The 19,497-nt window shown below is 63.8% G+C and carries 20 protein-coding genes; 19 read left to right on the forward strand and 1 reads right to left on the reverse strand.

Annotated elements, in window-relative coordinates; translation table 11 throughout:
* Nucleotides 1-50: 50 nt before the first annotated feature.
* Nucleotides 51-533 carry an inorganic diphosphatase gene (locus HMPREF3145_RS06675; RefSeq protein WP_070422474.1) on the reverse strand — a complete coding sequence of 161 codons (483 nt, stop codon included), beginning with the start codon at nt 531-533 and terminating at the stop codon, nt 51-53.
* Nucleotides 534-594: 61 nt separating this feature from the next.
* Between HMPREF3145_RS06675 and dacB the strand changes: the two genes are divergently transcribed.
* The 19 genes from dacB (at nt 595) to HMPREF3145_RS12020 (ending at nt 19,491) form a co-directional block, all read left to right on the forward strand.
* Nucleotides 595-1,851 (forward strand): D-alanyl-D-alanine carboxypeptidase/D-alanyl-D-alanine endopeptidase, encoded by a 1,257-nt coding sequence (gene dacB / locus HMPREF3145_RS06680; RefSeq protein WP_070422475.1) that lies wholly within the window; start codon nt 595-597, stop codon nt 1,849-1,851.
* Nucleotides 1,852-1,862: 11 nt separating this feature from the next.
* The gene (tilS, locus tag HMPREF3145_RS06685) at nt 1,863-2,747 is read left to right on the forward strand and encodes a tRNA lysidine(34) synthetase TilS (protein ID WP_070422476.1); all 885 of its coding nucleotides are present in this window, start codon (nt 1,863-1,865) and stop codon (nt 2,745-2,747) included.
* A gap of 114 nt (nt 2,748-2,861) precedes the next feature.
* The gene (gene hpt / locus HMPREF3145_RS06690) at nt 2,862-3,461 is read left to right on the forward strand and encodes a hypoxanthine phosphoribosyltransferase (protein ID WP_070422477.1); all 600 of its coding nucleotides are present in this window, start codon (nt 2,862-2,864) and stop codon (nt 3,459-3,461) included.
* A 21-nt stretch (nt 3,462-3,482) separates the two neighbouring features.
* Nucleotides 3,483-5,831, forward strand: coding sequence for an ATP-dependent zinc metalloprotease FtsH (ftsH, locus tag HMPREF3145_RS06695; protein ID WP_070422478.1), 2,349 nt, complete (start codon nt 3,483-3,485; stop codon nt 5,829-5,831).
* Nucleotides 5,818-6,393 carry a GTP cyclohydrolase I FolE gene (folE, locus tag HMPREF3145_RS06700; protein WP_070422479.1) on the forward strand — a complete coding sequence of 192 codons (576 nt, stop codon included), beginning with the start codon at nt 5,818-5,820 and terminating at the stop codon, nt 6,391-6,393. Before ftsH ends, folE begins: the two co-directional genes overlap by 14 nt.
* Before the next feature lie 7 nt (nt 6,394-6,400).
* Entirely contained in the window at nt 6,401-7,243 is an 843-nt protein-coding gene (folP, locus tag HMPREF3145_RS06705; RefSeq protein ID WP_070422480.1) for a dihydropteroate synthase, read from the forward strand.
* Nucleotides 7,236-7,607, forward strand: a complete 372-nt coding sequence (folB, locus tag HMPREF3145_RS06710) for a dihydroneopterin aldolase (RefSeq protein ID WP_070422481.1) — start codon at nt 7,236-7,238, stop codon at nt 7,605-7,607. Before folP ends, folB begins: the two co-directional genes overlap by 8 nt.
* A 5-nt stretch (nt 7,608-7,612) precedes the next feature.
* Nucleotides 7,613-8,071: a 2-amino-4-hydroxy-6-hydroxymethyldihydropteridine diphosphokinase gene (gene folK, locus HMPREF3145_RS06715; protein WP_070422531.1), complete on the forward strand. Its 459-nt coding sequence runs from the start codon at nt 7,613-7,615 to the stop codon at nt 8,069-8,071.
* Nucleotides 8,068-8,535 carry a DUF3180 domain-containing protein gene (locus tag HMPREF3145_RS06720; RefSeq protein WP_070422482.1) on the forward strand — a complete coding sequence of 156 codons (468 nt, stop codon included), beginning with the start codon at nt 8,068-8,070 and terminating at the stop codon, nt 8,533-8,535. The genes folK and HMPREF3145_RS06720 overlap by 4 nt, the downstream gene beginning before the upstream one ends.
* Nucleotides 8,536-8,545: 10 nt before the next feature.
* Entirely contained in the window at nt 8,546-9,370 is an 825-nt protein-coding gene (locus tag HMPREF3145_RS06725) for a DUF6779 domain-containing protein (protein ID WP_070422532.1), read from the forward strand.
* A complete protein-coding gene (locus tag HMPREF3145_RS06730) occupies nt 9,371-10,072 on the forward strand; it encodes a 6PGD fold domain-containing protein (protein WP_070422483.1) in 702 nt (233 codons plus the stop codon). It abuts the gene before it with no gap.
* Between the two features lie 12 nt (nt 10,073-10,084).
* Nucleotides 10,085-10,882, forward strand: coding sequence for a pantoate--beta-alanine ligase (locus HMPREF3145_RS06735; RefSeq protein ID WP_070422484.1), 798 nt, complete (start codon nt 10,085-10,087; stop codon nt 10,880-10,882).
* 38 nt (nt 10,883-10,920) lie between these two features.
* The gene (locus tag HMPREF3145_RS06740; protein ID WP_070422485.1) at nt 10,921-12,174 is read left to right on the forward strand and encodes a hypothetical protein; all 1,254 of its coding nucleotides are present in this window, start codon (nt 10,921-10,923) and stop codon (nt 12,172-12,174) included.
* 16 nt (nt 12,175-12,190) lie between these two features.
* Nucleotides 12,191-13,732 (forward strand): lysine--tRNA ligase, encoded by a 1,542-nt coding sequence (gene lysS / locus HMPREF3145_RS06745; protein ID WP_070422533.1) that lies wholly within the window; start codon nt 12,191-12,193, stop codon nt 13,730-13,732.
* Between the two features lie 5 nt (nt 13,733-13,737).
* Nucleotides 13,738-14,598, forward strand: a complete 861-nt coding sequence (locus HMPREF3145_RS11675) for a hypothetical protein (protein WP_141740832.1) — start codon at nt 13,738-13,740, stop codon at nt 14,596-14,598.
* Between the two features lie 69 nt (nt 14,599-14,667).
* Nucleotides 14,668-16,665, forward strand: coding sequence for a glucose PTS transporter subunit IIA (locus tag HMPREF3145_RS06755; protein WP_070422487.1), 1,998 nt, complete (start codon nt 14,668-14,670; stop codon nt 16,663-16,665).
* 10 nt (nt 16,666-16,675) lie between these two features.
* The gene (gene ptsP / locus HMPREF3145_RS06760) at nt 16,676-18,367 is read left to right on the forward strand and encodes a phosphoenolpyruvate--protein phosphotransferase (protein ID WP_070422488.1); all 1,692 of its coding nucleotides are present in this window, start codon (nt 16,676-16,678) and stop codon (nt 18,365-18,367) included.
* Nucleotides 18,368-18,424: 57 nt separating this feature from the next.
* Nucleotides 18,425-19,237, forward strand: a complete 813-nt coding sequence (locus tag HMPREF3145_RS06765; RefSeq protein ID WP_070422489.1) for a MetQ/NlpA family ABC transporter substrate-binding protein — start codon at nt 18,425-18,427, stop codon at nt 19,235-19,237.
* On the forward strand, nt 19,237-19,491 hold the full coding sequence (locus HMPREF3145_RS12020; RefSeq protein ID WP_083279430.1) for a CHY zinc finger protein: 255 nt from the start codon (nt 19,237-19,239) through the stop codon (nt 19,489-19,491). Before HMPREF3145_RS06765 ends, HMPREF3145_RS12020 begins: the two co-directional genes overlap by 1 nt.
* The last annotated feature ends 6 nt before the right edge of the window (nt 19,492-19,497 follow it).

Raw genomic sequence — 19,497 nt, forward strand, 5'->3', positions numbered from 1 at the left:
AACCGGGCCCCGCACAGTCGCGGAGCCCGGCTATCAAAGACCAAACAGTCTTACTTGTCGCCCTTGTATGCGTCGATGGAGGCCTGGAGGATCTTCTCGGCTTCTGCCTTGTTGCCCCAGCCGGAGCCGGTGACTTCCTTGTTCGGTTCGAGGTCCTTGTAGTGGACGAAGAAGTGCTCGATTTCGTCCTTGACAAAGTCGGAGACGTCGTCGATGTCCTGGTAGTGGTCGTAGCGGACGTCGTCGATGACGCAGAGGAGTTTGTCGTCGCCGCCGGCTTCGTCGGTCATCTTGAATACGCCAAGCGGACGGGCCTTGACGGTGACGCCCGGGAAGACGGGTTCGGGGAGGATGACGAGGGCGTCGAGTGGGTCGCCGTCGTCGGCAAGGGTGTTGTCGATGTAGCCGTAGTCGGCTGGGTACGCCATCGGGGTGAACAGGTAGCGGTCGAGGTAGACGCGGCCGGTTTCATGGTCGAACTCGTACTTGTTGCGCGAGCCCTTGGGGATTTCGATGATGACCTCAATAGACATGGGATCTCCTTCGTTCGGTGATTGTCCGCAAATCATCATACGTGGGCTACGCTTTTTGCCGATGAAGGTATGGACTTGGGTTGCGGGCACGTTGGCGTTGGCTGCGGTTGGTGGTGTTGCTGGGTTTGGTGTGGCTGCGCATGAGCAGTTGTCGCGGATTGAGCATGCGCCGGCGTTTCGGCTTGAGCAGGCGGCGTTTCCGCTTGTGCCTGCAGAGCCTTCGCTTATCGACGACACCTTGCTGACCCAAACCCTCACCAATCTTGCTGAGAATCCTGGTTTGGGGCAGTTCCATGGTCGTGTATCCGCGGCAGGCGGCGACGTGGTGTTTGACAGGGCGTCGGGGGATGCGTTGCGCCCGGCGTCGGTGACGAAGGTGCTCACGGCCGCGGCGGCGCTGATCGAGTTGGGGCAAAGCGACACGATTACAACGCAGGTGGTGCGTGCCGCGGATTCGGGTGCGGTGACGATCAAGGCCGCTGGCGACGTGTGGTTGGACGCGGAGGCACTCGACGAGCTGGCGGGCCAGATCGGGGAGGCGTCCGAGGTGTACGTGGATACGTCGGCCTGGGCTGGCATGCCGGAGATGATGCCGGGCTGGGACCCGCTGGATATCGACGGCGGTTACGTCGCACCACTGCAACCCGCGATGCTGTCCGGCGGGCGCTTGGACGGGGAGACGTCTGGCGACGTGCCGCGTTCGCACACGCCGGCCCTCGACGTAGCGCAGGCGCTGGCGAATCGCCTCGGCGCGGGCGTGGTGGATGTGCGCGAGGCCCCCACCGACGCCGAGGTCGTCGCTGAGGTGGAATCGCCGACGCTGGTGGAGCGCCTCGAGATGATGATGAAGGAATCCGACAACGTCTACGCCGAGGCGATCGGCCGCGAGGTCGCGCTCGCACGCGGGGTGAAGGACGCGCCGTCGGCGACGCTGTCGTTGCTGCAGGAGCACGGCATTGATACGTCGGGAGTGGCGCTCTCCGACAACTCGGGCCTGTCAACCGACAACCGGATCCCGCCGGTGGTGCTGGATAGTGTGCTCGTGGAAGCTACGACCAAACCCGAACTCCGCCCGCTTCTGGCAACACTGCCGGTTGCAGCAGGCGAGGGCACGCTGGCGGACCGCTACGGCGACCTCCCGGGGCGTGGCTGGGTCCGCGCGAAAACCGGCACGCTCGACGGCACCGCCTCGCTGGCCGGAACGGTGACCAGCGTGAACGGCAACATTTATACGTTTTCGCTGATCTGCAACGACGCCGACGTGCTCGCGGCGCGCCGGGCCATGGACGAGTTCACCTCGGCGCTGCGAGCTTTCTAAAAGGCACCCTGATGCAACCGTTTTGGCCGCGCCGCTCCCCGCACTTCCTCGCGTGCAGGCAAGCCGTGCGCCCCTTCGACGGGCCTGCGGTGATCGGGCTGTCGGGCGGGCCGGACTCGTTGGCGCTGGTTGCGGCAGCAGCAGCAGAGCAAAAGGACGTCTCGGTGATGGTCGTGGACCATGGTTTGCAGCCCGGATCGGCCGACGTCGCCGAGCGCGCCGCGGCCGTAGCGCGCGAGTTCGGGTTTGCCTCTACGGTGGCCAACGTGACAGTAGGACCCGGCAACGTTGAGGCCGCCGCGCGCGAAGCAAGGTACGCCGCACTGCTCGAATCCGGCCGCGACGTCTGGGTCGCACACACCGCCGACGACCAGGCAGAAACCCTGCTACTCGGCGCGTTGCGGGGCAACCCGTCGGGCATGGCGCAGCGCAACGGGAAGATCGTCAGGCCGTTCCTACACATCCGCCGCGCAGACACCGTCGGGGCGTGCGAGGAACTCGGGCTCGAAGTCTGGCACGACCCGATGAATTCCGACCCGGCGTATCGTCGCGTAGCAATGCGCCAAAGCATCATCCCTGCGCTGACGGACTTGCTGGGCGGGGATGCGGTGCCGGCCCTTGCCACCACCGCGAACCGCATCGCAGCCGACCAGGCGCTCATTGAACAACTCGCGGACCTCACGCCGACTACGTCGTGTGCGGAGTTGGAGGGAGATGCGGGGCCGGTGAGGCGTCGTCGATTAGCAAGATGGCTCCTGGATGAAGGAGTGCGGGTCCAAGGCGACCAACTGGCGGCGATCGAGGCGCTGGTGACCAACTGGCGCGGGCAAGGGCCGATCGCGGTGGGCGGCGGGCGTGCGGTAGCGCGAGTCGACGGGAAATTGGTCCTGACCTAGCCCAAATGTCCCAGGTGGTTGTGCCTTGTAGGAATCTAGTGGCAAGATGAGGAAGTTACGCGCAGGTGAACTGCGTGACGTCCGCGAGGCACAGCGAAAGGGAAAGGCCAGCCCATGACTGAGTTGCACGACACGAAGGACTTCAACGTTCCGCCGAACCGTTACGGCGACGACGTGGAGGCGATCCTGATCGACGAGGAATCGTTGCAGGGGCGCATCCAGGAGTTGGCGGATATGGTGTCGGAGAAGTACCGCGACTCCGAAGAGGACCTCATTTTGGTGTGTGTGCTGAAGGGGGCGGTGTTCTTCCTGACGGACTTTGCGCGCAAGCTGTCTATTCCGGCTGAGATGGAGTTCATGGCGGTGTCCTCCTACGGCAACTCGACGACGAGTTCCGGCGTTGTCCGCATTCTGAAGGACTTGGATAAGGAGATCGCTGGCCGTGATGTGCTGGTGGTTGAGGACATCATCGATTCGGGTCTGACCTTGTCGTGGTTGCTGCGTAATTTGCACAACAGGAACCCGAAGAGCCTTGAGGTCGTTACTCTATTGCGCAAACCGGATGTGCAGACGGCGCAGATCGACTTGCTTGATATCGGGTTTGATATCCCGAACGAGTTCGTGATCGGCTACGGCCTGGATTACGCGGAGCGCTACCGTGATTTGCCGTACGTGGGCACGTTGCATCCGCGCGTGTACTCGGACGCTGAGTAAAGCCGACTAGAACAAAGGTTTATGAGCAAAAATAAAAACGTCATGCGGTGGGGCATTATGGGCGCCATCGCGCTTATTGTGCTCTATTTGCTGACGCTGATTGGGGACGATTCCCGCGCTTACCAGAGCGTGGATACGTCGGTGGCGATGCAGCAGCTCCGCGAACATAACGCGGAGGAAGTGCAGATCGATGACCGTGAGCAGCGGGTGCGTATTGATCTGCGTGAGCCAATTACTGTCGACGAGCGCGAGGGCGTCGAGGCAATCTCCGCCCAGTACCCGGCTCGTACCGCACCGGATGTGTTCCAGGCGGTGCGTGAGGCTGAGGCGGATTCCTACCAGACGAATGTGACGCAGGATTCGTTCCTGATGTCCATGCTGGGCTTCATGCTGCCGATGATCCTGGTGTTCGGCTTGCTGTTCTACTTCATGTATCGCATGCAGTCGGGCGGCGGCGGACCGTTTGGCATTGGTGGTTCGAAGGCGAAGCAGCTGACCAAGGACAATCCGACCAACACGTTCGATGACGTGGCGGGTGCCGACGAAGCCGTCGACGAACTCCACGAGGTGGTGGATTTCCTCACCGACCCGAGCGTGTACGAAAAGCTCGGCGCGAAGATTCCGCGCGGCGTGCTGCTGTACGGCCCGCCGGGTACCGGTAAGACCCTGCTCGCGCGTGCGGTTGCTGGTGAGGCGGGTGTGCCGTTCTACACCATCTCCGGTTCTGACTTTGTGGAGATGTTTGTCGGCGTGGGTGCGTCCCGCGTGCGTGACCTGTTTAAACAGGCGCGTGAGAACGCTCCGTGCATCATCTTTGTCGACGAGATCGACGCCGTCGGCCGCCAGCGCGGCTCCGGCATGGGTGGTGGCCACGACGAGCGCGAGCAGACCCTGAACCAGTTGCTGGTGGAGATGGATGGTTTCTCTGGCCGCGAGGGCGTGATCCTGCTGGCGGCGACGAACCGTCCGGACATCCTGGACCCGGCGCTGCTGCGCCCGGGCCGTTTCGACCGCCAGATTCCGGTGTCCAACCCGGACATCGCGGGCCGTGCCCAGATTCTGAAGGTGCATGCAAAGGACAAGCCGTTGGCCAAGGACGTCAACCTGGATGCTCTGGCCAAGCGCACCGCTGGCATGTCGGGTGCGGACCTGGCAAATGTGCTTAACGAGGCCGCGTTGCTCACCGCCCGTATCGGCGGCAACGTGATCACCGCGGATGCACTGGAAGAAGCCACCGACCGCGTGATCGGCGGCCCGCGTCGCTCCAGCAAGATCATCTCTGAGCACGAGAAGAAGGTCACCGCCTACCACGAGGGCGGCCACACGCTGGCCGCGTGGGCGCTCAAGGACATCGAGCGCGTGTACAAGGTGACCATCCTTGCCCGCGGCCGCACCGGCGGCTTTGCCATGACAGCCGACGAGGACGACAAGGGGATGTACACCCGCGACGAACTGTTCGCCCGCATGGTGTTCGCCATGGGCGGCCGCTCTGCCGAGGAACTGGTCTTCGGCGCGCCGACCACCGGTGCGTCGAACGACATCGAGCAGGCCACGAAGATTGCCCGCGCGATGGTCACCGAGTACGGCATGACCTCCTCGCTTGGCCCGGTGAAGTACGGCCAGGAGCAGGGCGATCCGTTTTCCGGCCGAGGCTCCGGCGGCACGCTCGAGTACTCGCCGGCAGTCGCCGCGAAGATCGACGAGGAGATGCAGGCGCTTCTCGACGAAGCCCATAAGGTCGCCTACACAACCCTCGAGCGTTACCGCGACGAGCTGGATACGTTGGCCTCGAAGCTTCTGGAGAAGGAAACCCTGCGCCGCGGCGACCTGGAGGAGATCTTCGACTCGATCGAGCCGCAACGCCCGACCTTGCCGGAGCACGACGTGCGCTTCGGCCGCCAGATCGGTCGCGAGCCGGTGAAGACCCCAGTGGAGATTGCCAAGGAGCGTGGCGAGGAGCCGCCGAAGCGCTTCTCCATCCTGGAGGCGTCGAAGGCGACGCGTGAGCGTCGTCGCAAGGAACGCGAGGCGGAAGAGAAGGCAGCGGAGAAGAAGAGCTCCACGCGTTGGCAGCCGCCGAAGGGCCAGGCCCCGCAGTACCGCGGTGAGAAACCACCGGCGGACTGGACCTACGTGGGCGGGCCCAAACCACAGCAGCCCGAGCCGAAGCAGCACCCGGGTGCGGAGAACTACCCAACCCGGGAGACCGAGGAGATCGGCTTCCGTTTGCCGGAGCACGAACGCCCAGACAACCCAGCGCGTGGTCCGGAGCCGGAGACCCGTCCGACTGCGTCTGAAGACGAGACGACCCAGTTGCCGCGCGAGCCGCAGGAACCGAAGCACAGGAGAGACGACGATGACGACGCCTAAGTTTGACCACGAGCGCGCCGAAGCCGCCGTGCGTGAGCTGCTCATCGCGGTGGGGGAGGACCCGGACCGCGAGGGCCTCGTGGAGACGCCAGCGCGTGTGGCGCGCGCCTACGCCGAGGTGTTCGCGGGCCTGCACGAGGACCCGAAGGTGCACCTGGAGAAGTCCTTTTCGGAGAACCACCGCGAGTTGGTGCTCGTGCGTGACATTCCGATCTACTCCACCTGCGAGCACCACCTCGTGCCGTTCTACGGCGTGGCCCACATTGGCTACATCCCTGGCCAGGACGGCAAGGTGACCGGCCTGTCCAAGCTGGCGCGTGTGGCGGATATGTACGCGAAGCGCCCGCAGGTGCAGGAGCGGTTGACGGCGCAGATTGCGGATGCGATCGTCGAAAAGCTTGATGCGTCTGCGGTGATCGTCGTCATCGAATGCGAGCACCTGTGCATGGCAATGCGTGGAATTCGGAAGCCGGGTGCGACGACGACCACGTCCGCTGTGCGCGGCGGTTTTCAGAAGAACGCGGCCTCGCGTGCCGAGGTCATGAGCCTGATTAGGGGATAGAACACCAATGACCACTGTCGCCGACCTGACACTGCCCGGACGCACGAGTGTGATGGGGATTGTCAACGTCACGGAGGATTCGTTTTCGGATGGCGGCAAGTGGCTCGCCACCGACGATGCCATCGCCCATGCCCACGAGTTGGTGAAGTTGGGCGCGGACATTATCGACGTCGGCGCCGAATCCACCCGACCCGGCGCCACCCGCGTTCCCGCGGAGGTGGAAGCGGAGCGCATTCGCCCGGTGATCCGGACGTTGCACGAGGATGGCATCCGGACCTCGATTGACACGATGCGTGCCGCTACCGCGCAGGCCGCTGCTGAAGAGGGCGTGGATCTGATCAACGACGTCTCCGGTGGCCTGGCGGATGAGGACATGTACCGCGTGATGGCGGAAACGCAGCTGCCGGTGTGCCTCATGCACTGGCGTGCGGACGCGTTTGTCAACGCCTCGGGCGCGGCTGACCACGGTGGGGATGTGGTCAAGGACGTCCACCAGGTGCTAGCGGAACTCGTCGACAACGCCCTGGCCGCGGGTGTGGCCAAGGAACAGATCACGCTGGACCCGGGCCTGGGCTTTGCCAAGACCGCGGCCGATAACTGGGCGCTGCTCAACGCCCTGCCGGAGTTTATCGCCGGTGAGTTCCCGATTCTTGTGGGTGCGTCGCGCAAGCGTTTCCTCAGGGAGATCCGCGCGGATCGTGGTCTGGAGCACTCCCCGGTGGATGCGGACCCGGCTACCGCTGCCGTCACGGCGCTGTCCGCCCAGGCCGGCGCGTGGTGCGTGCGTGTGCACGAGGTTGCGGTCTCGCGCGACGCGGTGGATGTGGTGGCAAGGTGGAACCATGGCTGACCGCATCGAACTCAAAGGCCTGCAATTTCACGCCAACCACGGTGTGCTCGAGCATGAAACGGAGTTTGGCCAGGCGTTCTCGCTGGACATCACGTGCTGGTTGGAGTTTGCAGACGCCGCGCGTGACGACGACCTCACCAAAACCGTCAACTACGCCGAACTCGCCGACACCGCGCTGGCGATTGCAACCGGTACGCCGCGTCAGTTGATTGAGACCGTGGTTGTCGAGATCGCAGAGACCGCCATGCGCACCTACGACGCGCTGCACGCGATCGAGGTGACCTTGCACAAGCCACACGCGCCGATCCCGGCAGTGTTCGACGATGTTGCCGTGGTGGCGCGCCGCTCCCGGAAACGGATGTGATGCCCATGCGCGCAGTGCTGTCCTCCGGATCGAACATGGGTGATGCGCGTGCGCACCTGCGCGCGGTTGTGGACGAGTTCGCCGACGAAACCGTTGCCGCCAGCTCCATCTACGCCACCGCACCCTGGGGAAAAACCGACCAGCCGGACTTTCTGAACCAAAGCCTGCTGGTGGAGGTGGACCAAACCCCACACGAGTTGCTCGATCGCTGCCAGCGCCTGGAAAACGAGGCCGAGCGTGTGCGCGTGGAGCGTTGGGGCCCTCGCACCCTAGACGTGGACATTGTCTGGATCGAGGGCTACACCTCCGACGACCCGGTGCTGACGGTCCCGCACCCGCGCGCGCACCTGCGCCAGTTTGTGCTCGAGCCGTGGTTGGAGATTGATCCGGGTGCGGAGTTGAGGGGGTCGTCGATACGCGAATTGCTCGATGGCCTGGAGGATCAAGGGGTGCGCAAACTATGAAGCGCACGCCGATCGAGGGGATCATTGCCGCCGCTGGCTTCAGTGCCGCAGCTGCGTTGATTGTGGTGCGGCGTTATTACAGCTGGCTGGAGTCGCTGGACCTAATCGTGCCGCTGTCGCTGTGGTGCATCGCTGCGGTGGCTGGGTGGCTGGCGTGGGTGGTGCATAAGCGCCGCAAGGACGGCCAGGTGGGGCTGGATCGGAGCCAACTCAACCCGATGCAGGCGGCGAACTTCATGGTGTTCGGCAAGGCCAGCGCGTGGGCGGGTGCGATCTGCGGCGGCATGTATGCAGGCGCGTTGATGTATGTGGTGCGCAGGCTCGACGTGCTGGCGGCCGCATCCGAGGACGTCGTGCCGCTGACCGTGGGCACCCTCGGCGGCATCGCGCTGTGTGTGGCCGGGTTGGTGCTGGAGAAAAACTGCGAGGTGTCGCCACCCGCCGACGGGCAGGGGGTTGGCTAGAGTGTTGGGCATGAGTGCCAAAAACACATCCAGTGACAGCGCAACCCTGTGGGTCATCGTCCCCTTTGTTGTCGCCGTAATTGGCACCGTTGTCATGCTGTTTACCAACTCTGCCAACGCGCTGAAGATCGCGTTGATCTTCGCGCTGTGGGCCGGAGCGGCCGGGTTGATCTTGAACTTCCGCAGCCGCCGCGAGCGTGACGACGCCACCCGGGACGCCGAAGCCGCCCGCGAGCAAGTCCGCGAGCAGGAAGAGCGCCACAAGGCCGTCATCGCCGCCCTGCCGCAGGGCGAGGGTTCCGCGGTGGACATGGAAGCCCTTCGCGCGCTGCAGGACGAGATCCAGGCACTGCGAGCACAGTTGGAGGAGCTCAACGGCCGCGTCTTCGAGTACGAGCCAGCCGCCGTGCGCGCCTCTGCGCGTCGCATCTCCGAGTTGGAGAGCACCCCAGAACCAGAACCAGAGCCGACACCGGAGCCGGAACCAACGCCGGAGCCGGAACCTGCGCGCCCGTCGCCGTCGACCGACGACACGGTTGTGCTCGACCGCGTGCGTCCCACCGGTGCACCGAGCTCGGATGCGATCGCTGGCCGCATTGGCACCCAGCCGTCCGGCCGCCCTGCCCGCAACCCGCTGTCTGACCTGATCAGCGAGCGAAAGGCGCAAGCAGAAGCAGAAGCAGAAGCAAAGCCAGAACCGCAGCCAGAACCCAAGCCGGAGCCAACCCCGGAACCGCAGCCGGAGGAGGAGCCGCACCGTTCGGGCCGCCGTCGTCGTGACGAGCGCGAGAACTCCATTTCCGTCGCTGAACTGCTCGCCCGCCGGGGGAAGTAAATGGCGCCACGCCTGCTCGTAGGCGCAATCCCCGGCCATAGCCAACTCGCTGTCGATCTGGAACGCGCCGGGCACACCGTGCGCCCGATCGATATCAACACCGACCCGGGCGCAATCGCGCACGTGGACCTCGTGCTCATCGACGGCTCCGCGAACGATATCCGCGCCGCCGCAGAAATCCTGGCTGATTACGCGCGTCCGCAGCAGATGTTCCTCCACACTGCGTTGGAGGAAGGCCCGCAGTTGCTTGACGACGTCGAAACGTCCCAGGCCATCACCATGTGCGCCCACAACCTCTTCGACAACATCTGGGTCACCTCCGCCGCGGACGAACTCGGCGAGACCGTCGTGGGGCTGCTCATCGCGGAGATCGGCGGCACGAGCATGCGTATCGACGACACCGTCCGCCCCACCATCGCCGCCGCCCAAGAACTTCGCGCGCTGGAAGCGACGGTGCGCGACGACGCGCTCGAGCTGCTCATCGATACGGTTCCTGCGTTTGAGGCGGTGGCGGAGAAGTTCATCGAGGCGGCGTCGGGTCGTCGATACGCAAAAAGCGTCAACGACTTGGACCGGATGCTGGACGCACTGCCGGAACCCGGGGTGCGCAGGCTGTTTGTGGATCTGCAGCGCCGACGCGGTGAGATGGAGCAGGACACGGATACGGAACTGTGGGTTATTCAGAAATACGAGGGAAGATAAAGGGGAAGATAGATGGCGTTTGAGGCAGGTAAGGCAGTCGTCGTTACGGATGAGGCGCTGCTGGCAACGTACGGGCGGGCGTTTCGCAAGATTGGCAAGTCCGTTGTGGTCGTGCCGTTGGGTCGCGATGTGCACGCGGGTCACATTGAGTTAATCCGTGCGGCGAAGTCGCTGCTCGGCTCGTACGTCGTGGTCACGTTTACTGGCGACGAGGTGCCGGACATCTTCGCCGAGGAGAAGGTGGACGTGGTGTTCCACGGCCCGCTGGAGACCAAGGTGCGGGTGGATTCCGGGGTGGATCCGCTGGAGGACCCGGAGCACACGCAGCGCGAGGTGGCGCGCATCCTTGCTGCGATTAACGCCTCGCATGCGACGGATGTGGTGTTGGGGGAGAAGGACTTTGAGGTGCTCGTCGCCACGCAATATGCGGTCTCTGGCCTGCGTATGGAGGTCAAACTGCACTCCGTGCCTACCGTGCGCACCCCGAACGGGCTGGCGGTGTCGCTGCGCAACGCCGACGTGCCGGAGGACCTGCGCGAGGCCGCTCTCGCACTGCCGGCGGCGCTGACCGCAGGCGCCCACGCCGCTGAGCAGGGCGCCGAGGTCGTGTTGGAAACCGTGCGTGGTGTGCTCGCCGCCGAGGGCCTTGAACCGGCCTACCTTGAGCTGCGCGACCTGGCGATGCGCGAAGCGCCCGAGCGTGGCGACGCCCGCCTCCTCGCCGCCGTCGACCTCGGCCCTGTGCGCCTGGCCGACAACGTGGGTTTGCCGCTCGGGATTGGCTTCAAGCACATCGAAGAAGATAGGTAGCCGAACGGGCTGCGGTCGCAGGCGGTAGAATGCGGCGCATGTCTGTGCCCAACATCGCCGGAATCCTCGCCGACCGCTTCGGCTTCGCCTTCACCCCTGAGCAGGTGCGTGAAAGCGGCCGTACTGAAACGTCCACGTTGTACACCGCGTCGGACGACAAAGGCCACGCCGTAGAGGTGGAGGTCTTTGACACGAAGGTGGCGGAACACCTCGGCGCCGACGTGAACACGCTCAACAGCCGCCTCGCGCTGGCGGCGCATCCGGGCGCGTTCCAGCCGCGCAGTGTGGGTACCACCGACGAAGGGCAGCTTTTCGTCCTGCGCGAGGCCGCAACCGGCACGCCGCTGAGCGACCTCATTGCGGAGAAGGGCGCGACGTTTACCCAGCAGGAAGTGCGTGACCTGCTCGCCCCGGTGGTCGAGGCCATCGATGACTACGACCTCAAGGGCCTGTCCGGGTTCGTCTCCCGTTCTATTTCGCCGGAGCGACTTTTGGTGCAGCCGCAGTGGTCGACCACCCCGGTGAAGCTCACCCTGGTTGGTCCGAGTACCGACGCGGTTGGCTCGGATGAGGAGTTGGCCAAGGCGAATGTGGACAAGTTCGCCAGCGTGGTCAGTCTGATGACGGGCGAGGCCCCATGCGAGGGCGTGCGCACCTGTGCGGATGTGCTGCATATGGTGCCGGTGGGCGAGGCACCCCAGGAGGCGTCCAACATCGACGTTGCTCCCAACCCGGAGGACGGCTATCGCAAGCGCCCTGAGCCGTACGCGTACGGCCCGGACGGCAACTACACCCGCCCGGCGGCGACGAACGAGAAGAAAGTCCCGTGGCCGTGGATCATCGCGATCCTGGCGCTACTGCTCATCGCTATTGCGGCACTGTGGTATTGGTCCGCCAACCGCGGCGAGGCCTGGGAGGGTGCGGAGGCGCAGATCGCCGAGGAGTACCCGGATATCGTGTCCAAGAAGTCCGGCCAGAAGGGCTGGCAGGACCTGCGCTGCGAGAACGGCTCGACCGATCCGGACCAGGAAGGCAAGATCCGCTGCGCCAACGCAGAGTTGGGCGTGTCTGTGGTGAAGTACGCCGACGAGTATGACCGCGACGATGCGGTGCCGGACCCGCGCGAGGCCGTCGTTCTGGGCTCCGGTGAGTGCACCGTGAACTCCTATGAGTTGCCGGACGCGAACCCGCCTGCCTATGTGATGGTGCCGCAGGACAAGCCTGAATACCTCATGATTATTAACGGTTTGAACTCGGAAGAGCAGCGTCTGGATCTTCCGCTTTGCCAATAGACTACGATTGACCGGCGTGAGTACGCAGGATCTTTCAGAGCAGCAGCAAATCCGCCGGGAGAAGAGGCAACGGCTTATCGGCGAGGGCCGTGATGCCTACCCCGTCGAAGTTGACCGTACGACCTCGCTGAAGGACCTGCGGGCGAAGTACCAGGTCGTTGAAGAGGGCGAAGGCGACGGTGTGACCCGCCTTGAGGCCGGCCAGGAAACCCAGGATGTGGTGGCCGTCGCCGGCCGCATCATGTTCCAGCGCAACACCGGCAAGCTCTGCTTTGCCACCTTGCAGGAGGGTGACGGCACCCAGTTGCAGGTCATGTTGTCGCTGGCAGAGGTGGGCGAGGAAGCCCTCGCGCAGTGGAAGGCTGACACGGACCTGGGTGACATTGTCTCGGTTCGTGGGCGCATCATTGCTTCTCGACGAGGCGAGCTCTCCGTCCAGGCACAGTCCTGGCACATGGCCTCGAAGGCCTTGAGCCCGCTTCCGGTCGCGTTTGCGGACATGAACGAGGAGCAGCGCGTCCGTCGCCGTTACACGGATCTGATCATGCGCGAGGATGCGCGCAAGAACGCCATGACCCGCATCAAGGTCATGGCCGCGGTGCGTAAGTACCTGACGGGCCTGGACTTTGTGGAGATTGAGACGCCGATGCTGCAGACGCTGCACGGCGGTGCTGCGGCTCGTCCGTTTGTCACCCACTCCAATGCGCTGGACATTGACCTCTACCTGCGCATCGCGCCGGAGCTTTACCTGAAGAGGGCCGTTGTTGGTGGTCTGGAGCGCGTCTTTGAGATCAATAAGAACTTCCGCAACGAGGGCGTGGATTCGTCCCACTCGCCGGAGTTCACCATGTTGGAGACCTACCAGGCGTGGGGCACCTACAAGGACGGTGCCGAAACCATGAAGGGTCTTGTCCAGTTCTGTGCCCAGGAAGTCTTCGGCTCCCAGAAGGTCACGCTGGCTGACGGCACCGAGTACGACTTCGGCGGCGAGTGGAAGGTACTGGAGATGTACCCGTCGCTCAACGAGGCGCTGCAGCGTAAGTTCCCGGGCCAGCCTGAGGTGACCATCGATTCCTCCGTGGAGGAACTCAAGGGCATCGCTGAGACTATCGGTCTGAAGGTTCCGGAGAATGCAGGCTGGCTGCACGGCAAGCTTGTTGAGGAAATCTGGGAGGAGCTTTGCCCCGACCAGCTCTACGAGCCGACCTTTGTCATTAACTTCCCGGTGGAGACCTCCCCGCTGACCCGCGACCACCGCGAGCAGCCGGGTGTGACCGAGAAGTTCGACCTCTACGTCCGTGGCTTCGAGCTGGCTACCGGCTACTCCGAGCTCATCGACCCCGTGATCCAGCGCGAGCGCTTCGAAGACCAGGCCCGCCTGGCGGCGCATGGTGACGACGAGGCCATGGTGCTCGACGAGGACTTCCTCGCCGCTATGGAGCAGGGCATGCCGCCGACAGCAGGTTGTGGCATGGGCGTGGACCGCCTGCTCATGGCCCTGACCGGCCTGGGCATCCGCGAGACCGTCCTGTTCCCGATGGTGAAGCCGGAGGCGTAACGACGATGCGCCGTTGGCCCCTCGCAGCAGCCGGAGTACTCCTCGCAGCCTCGTTGGCGGGCTGTGGCAGTAGTGAACAAGCAGAGCTTGCGGAGCCAACGGTGCCTACCACGCCAACCACAACAACGTCGCAGCTGCCCCCACCGGATTGCTCCACTGATGCAATCAAAAATTCGCCAGGGCTTGAAGAGTTTGAGCTGTATGGTCCTTGCGAAGGTGGATTCACTCGTCCTGGAGTTCCGAATTCCGGCAACATCATCCTCGCGCAGTGGGACGGTAAGCACTGGGTAGAAGTAGAGTCCGATGGCGTGTGGGATGGCATGGGTATGGCGCGGCCGTGCTTTAACCCGGGTCGTCTTGAGGAGCTCGGCGTTCCCGAATCCCTGGCGGATAAGGAGCCACGCTGCGGCGTATACCCGCCTGGTCAGGAGCCGCCGCACAAGAAGCAGGCGAAGGCTTCCACTCCTGTGCCGACATCGAGCACACTCGACCCAAACTGGGGGATTAAGCGCGACAGCGATGGCGTGATTATCGAGGCGCAGTTTGAAGGGGTTAAGCGTCAAATCTCTGCGCCGAATTGTGATGGACGAGGAATTCTCATTCTCGATTCCGTAATTGCGGACGGAGATATTGGCTCGACACACTCCAAGCTTGCGTTTGACATTGCGTATCTCGGCGATGGAAATGCTGAGTACACCTATCCAGGCCACTGCCCGTCGCTTCGCGCACAGGTCGATGGCAACGACATCTACCCGGTGTATCTCGACTTTGGTCACGACACGGATGCGCTGTGTGCTGCGAAGAAGGACTACGGCGGGAACGCGCGAGTGTTGTCGGATCGTGAGGAATATCTCGACCCCTGCTAATTGTGCACGGTGGTTATAACCAACTAACGTTTGATGTGACTAAACCATGTGGTTGAAAGGAGCATCAGCATGGCGACCACTAAGGCGAGCCTGCAAGATCAGGCTGCCGATATCCTCGCCGGAATCGGCGGGGCCGACAACATCGCGTCGATGACACACTGTGCGACCCGACTGCGGTTCGAACTAAACGACGCCTCCCTGGCCGACAAAGACCGCCTCGAAGCAAACCCGAAGGTAATGGGCGCGGTCCCCCAGGGCGGCAGCCACTACCAGGTCATCGTCGGTGGTGACGTGGCTACGGTGTACAACGCGATCAATAACCTGCCCGAGATGGCGGGCCGCTCGGTTTCCAACGATGAGTTGAAGAAGCAGCAGCGCGACAAGGCCAAGGGTAAGATGCCGTGGCTGGACGCGTTCTTCGAGTACCTCTCGGACTCGTTCCGCCCGATCCTGGGCGTGCTGTTGGGCGCGTCGCTGATCATCGCGTTTGCGGCGTTCCTTGACGCGTTTGAGATCGTGAACTTCCACGCGGAAGTGAAGACGCCGGGCTGGCAGTTCGTCGACGCCATGTGGGGCTCGGTGTTCTTCTTCCTGCCGGTGGCGGTTGCCTACAACGCGGGCAAGAAGCTCAACATCGACCCGTGGGTGCCGGCCGCGATCATGCTTGCGCTATTTACCCCGGACTTCATTGACTTGAAGGACCACCCCGATGCGCGGGTGATCGATCTCTTCGGCGCACCGACCGACGTCGTCGACGTCTTCGGCCTGCCGATGATTCTGAACGGCTACAACGGCAACGTGTTCGTGCCGCTGATCATGGCGGCTGTTGCGGCCCTGCTGTACAAGGGGTTGCAGAAGATCATCCCGTCTGCCGTGCACATGGTGTTTGTGCCGTTTTTGACGCTGCTGGTCATGATCCCGGTCACCGCGTTTATCATCGGCCCGTTCGGCTACCTGCTCGGCGCGTGGATCGGTACTGGTCTGGCGTGGATGAACGGCAATGCGCCGTTCCTGTTCGCGCTGCTGATCCCGATGCTCTACCCGTTCCTGGTTCCGCTTGGCCTGCACTGGCCGCTCAACGCGCTGATGCTGGTGAACATCAACACCCTTGGCTACGACTTCATCCAGGGACCAATGGGTGCGTGGAACTTTGCCTGCTTCGGCGCCACCGCCGCGGTGCTGGCTATTTCTATTCGTGACCGCGACCCGCTGATGCGCCAGACCTCCGGTTCCGCCCTCGCCGCGGGCCTGCTCGGCGGCATCTCCGAGCCGTCGCTCTACGGTATCCACCTGCGCTTTAAGAAGATCTACCCGCGCATGCTCGTCGGCTGCTTCGCCGGCGGCCTGACTATCGCGATCCTGGGCACCCCGTTCGGTGGTGTGAAGACGAACGCGTTCGTGTTCACCTCCATCCCGACCATGTTCGTGTTCGACCCGATGTGGGTCTACATGATCGCCATCGCAGTGGCGTTCTTCACCTCGTTCTTCATCATCCTGATCACCGACTACCGCACCCCTGAGGAGAAGGCGGACGCGCTTGCTCGCGCGGCTGCTGCTCGTGAGGAGGAGCCGGTTGCGGTTGTGGGGTCGTCGCAAAGCACTGAAAGCACTGTGCTCGCCCCTGTCGCTGGTGAGGTTGTGGCGATGGCAGCGCTTAACGACGCCGCCTTCGCCTCCGGCGCCCTCGGCCAGGCTGTTGGTGTGATTCCGGCGAATGACAAACTCACCGTGGTTGCGCCCGCTGCGGGCAAGGTGATTTCTGTGGCGAAGACGGGCCACGCGTACGGCATCAAGACTGATGACGGCGCGGAACTGCTGGTGCACATCGGCATCGACACCGTGAAACTCGAGGGCGAGGGCTTCACCCCGCTGGTAGAGAAGAAACAGGAGGTCGCTGCCGGTGACGCACTGGCGGAGGTGGACTTCCCGGCGATTGCCGCCAAGGGGGTCGACACCACTGTGATCACCACCGTGGTCAACTCCAAGAAACTCGGCGGAGTAAACGACGTGGCCGATGGCACCGTCGAAATTGGAGATGCCATCCTCGAGATCACGCCCGCCGAGTAGGCTCGGTGGCATGACTGAGCGCACAGTTCTTCACGGCATTGGTGTGTCCGCTGGTACTGCCTGCGGACCCGTCGCGGTAGTGACCCCGGCGGTGGGTATCGATAACCACGAGCCCGCCTCCGTGAACCCCGAGGCGGATGGTCAGCGGATACGGGAAGTGTTGGGGGAGGTGGCGTCGTCGTTACGCGAACGCGCGGCGCACGCCAACTCGAAGGCGTCGCAGGACGTGCTCGAGGCCACCGCGGCGCTGGCCACGGACCGTGGCCTGATCCGCGGGGTGGACAAGGAACTGAAGAAGGGCAGCGGCCCCACCAAAGCGGTACACGACGCGGTGGAGATGTACGCGAACAAGCTGCGCAAACTCGGCGGCTACATGGCCGAGCGTGTCACCGACCTTTACGACATCCGCGACCGCGCCACCGCACGCCTTCGCGGCTTGCCGGAGCCGGGCGTGCCGGATCTGACGGCACCGTCTGTGCTGGTCGCGCACGATCTTGCGCCCGCTGAGACCGCCACGCTGGACCCTGCGATGGTGCTCGGCATTGTCACCGAGGCGGGTGGCGCGACCTCGCATACCGCGATCCTCGCCGCCCAGCTCGGCATCCCCGCCGCAGTGCAGGTCAAGGGCATTTCCGATGCGATTGTCGACGACCCCCGCATCGCCCTCGACGGCAGCACCGGCCAAATCATCGTCGCCCCGTCCGATGAGGACGTCGCCGAACTCGACGAGCGCTCCCGCCGCCGCGCCGCCGCACTGGAAGGCTCCGCCGGCGCCGGCGCCACCCGCGACGGCCACGCCGTGAAACTGCTGGCCAACATCGGCACTGCCGAAGACGCGGTGAAGGCTGCGGGCTACGACCTGGAAGGCTCCGGCCTGTTCCGCTCTGAGTTTCTCTTCCTGGATCGCGACTCCGCGCCCAGCGTGGACGAGCAGACCGAGACCTACACCAAGGTCCTCGAGGCCTTCGGCGAGCGCCGCGTGGTGGTGCGCACCCTCGACGCCGGCGCCGACAAGCCGCTGTCGTTTGCGGACCTTGGCGAGGAGGAAAACCCAGCCCTCGGTCGCCGCGGCCTGCGCCTGTCCCAAGCCCGCGAGGATCTGCTCGCCGACCAGTTGGAGGCACTCGCCAACGCGCAGCGCAACGTCCCGGACGCCGAACTGTGGGTGATGGCGCCCATGGTCGCCACGGTCGAGGAGGCCGAGTGGTTCGCTGAACGCGCCCGCGCTGCTGGCCTGAAGCAGGTGGGCATCATGGTCGAAACCCCTGCGGCCGCGATTCGCGCCGGGCAGGTGCTCGACGTTGTGGACTTCGGCTCCATCGGCACCAACGACCTTTCCCAGTACACGATGGCCGCTGACCGCATGCAGGGCGAACTCGCCGAACTGCTCTCGCCCTGGCAGCCCGCGGTGCTGTCCATGATCCGCGAGACCTGCCGCGGCGGTGAAGCTACTGGCAAACCCATCGGTGTGTGCGGCGAGGCCGGCGGCGACCCGCTCATGGCCCTCGTCCTTGTCGGCCTTGGCGTGAAGTCACTGTCTATGGCGCCCGGCAAGGTCAACGCCGTGCGCGCGGCGCTGCGCCTGCACGACATGGATACCTGCCGGAAGATGGCCGATGCTGCCCTTGCCGCCCGGACCGCTGAAGATGCACGTGAGGCGGTGCTTGGGATCGCGGATTCGGTAATTCTTGACCTACCGTGAACCGCATAGTCTAGTATTGGCAGACAAGGTTGTTCACAATAGGGAAAGGGCTTCCCCATGAAGCGTTTCGCGTCCATTGCTTTGTCTGCCGCAGTTGGCCTTGGCCTCGTTGCTTGCTCCAGTGATTCAGGCGACCTCGAGCCACTTACGGTGTTAGCAGTGCCGACACCGCATGCGGAAATTCTGCGCTATGTCGATGAGAAGAATCCGGAGTACGAGCTCGACGTGAAGGTCGTTCCGGGTGGTATCGACCCGAACATGTCGGTAGCCAATGGCTCTGCTGCTGCGAACTTCTACCAACATCCGCCATACCTGCTGGACTGGGAGACTCAGACCGGTAAAAAGTTGGTCAACATCGTCGGAGTCCACATTGAGCCGATGGGGATGTACTCCAACTCCATTGATTCCATCGATCAGCTGAAACAAGGGGCGAAGATTGCGACGCCGAACTCCCCGTCCGACCTAGCGCGTGCGTTGATCCTGCTGGAGGCCAACGGTGTCATCGGTCTGGACCAGGAGATCGATCCGGCAAACGTGTCCAAGATCAACCTGCAGTCGATCACCGACAACCCGAAGGACATTGAGATCGTCCCAGTCGACGATGTGATCGTTATCCAGTCGTTGTCGGATGACTCGATCGACGGCGTCATCTCGTCGTCCAACTTCGCACTCCAGGTCGGCCTGAACCCGTCAGAGGACTCTGTCATTGCCGAAAGTCCGGAGAACAACCCGTACGTGAATATCCTCGCAGCCAATGAGGACGCGGCGAAGGATCCCCGCATCGAGAAGCTGGCGGCGGACCTGAGCTCGCCGGAGACCGCAGAGTGGATTCGCGAGAAGTACAGCGGCTCCGTAATCCCGGTGAATTAATGAAAATCCACGGTATCGACGTTGACCCGCAAGGCCGGTGCGCGCATTGGCATTCGGAGCGCGACGTCGTCGCCAACACCTGCGGGGCCTGCCACAAACTCTGGGCCTGTTCGCTGTGCCATGACGAGTTGGCGGATCACCGGTTTGTGGGCGTCGATAAGCAACTGCGCTCTGTGATGTGCGGCGCGTGCGGGCACCCGTTTAATCCGGGCTGCAAACTGCATGAAAGTGTGTATTTCAGGGATGTTCGCTAAGGGTGA

This window comes from Corynebacterium sp. HMSC05C01 (assembly GCF_001807155.1).
Taxonomy (GTDB): domain Bacteria; phylum Actinomycetota; class Actinomycetes; order Mycobacteriales; family Mycobacteriaceae; genus Corynebacterium; species Corynebacterium coyleae.